This window comes from Thermus aquaticus, assembly GCF_001280255.1.
Lineage (GTDB): Bacteria > Deinococcota > Deinococci > Deinococcales > Thermaceae > Thermus > Thermus aquaticus.
The window spans coordinates 1-1,555 of record NZ_LHCI01000103.1; the positions used below are offsets into that span (position 1 = coordinate 1).

3 protein-coding genes are annotated in these 1,555 nt (G+C 70.0%); all 3 read right to left on the reverse strand.

Annotated features, from left to right (window positions below):
• A partial coding sequence (locus tag BVI061214_RS13980; RefSeq protein WP_211256768.1) for a replication initiation protein occupies positions 1 to 703 on the reverse strand: 703 nt, incomplete at its 3' end.
• 105 nt (positions 704 to 808) lie between these two features.
• On the reverse strand, positions 809 to 1,234 hold the full coding sequence (locus BVI061214_RS00755; RefSeq protein WP_053766917.1) for a MerR family transcriptional regulator: 426 nt from the start codon (positions 1,232 to 1,234) through the stop codon (positions 809 to 811).
• A gap of 176 nt (positions 1,235 to 1,410) precedes the next feature.
• Positions 1,411 to 1,542 carry a type II toxin-antitoxin system RelE family toxin gene (locus BVI061214_RS13585; protein ID WP_282953980.1) on the reverse strand — a complete coding sequence of 44 codons (132 nt, stop codon included), beginning with the start codon at positions 1,540 to 1,542 and terminating at the stop codon, positions 1,411 to 1,413.
• Positions 1,543 to 1,555: the final 13 nt, after the last annotated feature.

Genomic DNA, 1,555 nt, shown 5'->3' on the forward strand with positions numbered 1-1,555 from the left:
GCCGGAAGAGCCCAAAGCCGTTCGGCTTCCCCCGGTACAGGGCCACCACGCCGTAGGCGAAGGCCCGCACATGGTCAAACAGGGTGCAGTTGCGCCCGTAGGTGGCCGTGTCCAGGTAGGCCAGGGCCCGCCTCCTTGGGGTGAGTTCCCTAAGCTCCTCCAGGAGGCCGGGGAGGTCCCAGAGCTTCCCGCCCCCGATGAGGTAGGGGTGGGCCAGGGGGTTCCGCCCCAGGAGGCCGTTGTAGGCCGGGTCCGCCCCAAAGTAAGCCCGAAGGAGGGCATCTACCTCCCGCACCAGGGCGAAGGGGTTGGCCTGCCCCTCGTGGGCCTTGGGGGAGGAAAGCCAGATAGGGGGCTCCAGCTCGTAGACGATGTGGGCCTTCCAGGGGGCCCGGGGGTTGGGGATGGTGAGGGTGGGCGGGATGCGGTCCATCGCGTCCCACCAGGTGGGCTCGTCCAGGTCCAGGACGATGCGGAAAATCGCGTGGGGGTAGCGGCCAACCTGGATGTAGAGGTGCTCGAGGGCCTTCTCCTTCCTCCGCGGCCGCATCCCCTGCCGGGGGTCGTCCGTGGCGTAGGGGTAGCGGGGAAGGCGCTCCCGGAAGGCCGCGAGGTAGGGCTCCTGGAAAAGAATCCGGGCTAGTTCACGCTTGCTAAGGTTTTCCCCTTGGAGAAGGGAGATTTTGGCCTCTGTGTGCTCCACGCTTGCCTCCTCCCGCCCCCTCGGGGTAGGATGGAGGCCTCAGTGGGCCAAGCTGAGGCTCTCCGGGTCCCACCCGGGGGGCGTGCCATTTTCATGGGAGGGATTTTACCCCCAAAACCTCCACCAGGGCCGCCTCTTCGGGGGCTCCAGGGCCCTGAGGGCCTCCCTCAGGCGGGCGTTCTCCTCCTTGAGGGCCCGCACCTCCCCCTCCAAGGCCTCCATCCTGGCCACCACCTCCCGGAGGAGGGCCAGGGCCTCTTCCTCGGGGCGGGCGGTGGCCACCAGGGGGGCCTCCCCCTCCACCCGGAGGAGGGCCTCCTCCAGGGGCAGGCCCTCCCTATGGGCCAGCTCCCGGGCCGCCTTCAGCCGGGCCAGGGCGGGGCGGGGCCACAGCCTTCCCCCTCCCGGGGCACGGGGGAGGGGGCCGAAGACCTTCTCCCAGGCCTGGGCGTAGCGCCTCAGCGTGGCCGGGCTGACCCCCAGGGCCTCCGCAGCCAGGGCGGGGAAGAGGAGTTCCTCGGGTTGTCCCATGACCTGAGGCTAGCACGCCCTGAGCGCTCATCGCTAAAGAGGGCGCTCAAGATAAGCGCCTGGCGTTTACCAGGGCGCTGAGCGGTGAGCGGGGGAGCGCTCACCCTGGGGGCAAGGCCCCCGTGCCGGCCCGTGGCGCCCGCCCGAGAAGGGGGCCGGAAACGAAGAAAGCCGGCTCAGCGGTAAACGTCCCGCCGATGGCCCACCCGGACCACCAAGACGGTGGCCTCCCGATCCCGGATGTGGCAGATCAGGCGATAGTCCCCCACCCGGTACTTCCAAAACCTGCCCAGCTCCGGCCCTCGCAAGGGCTCCCCGAGG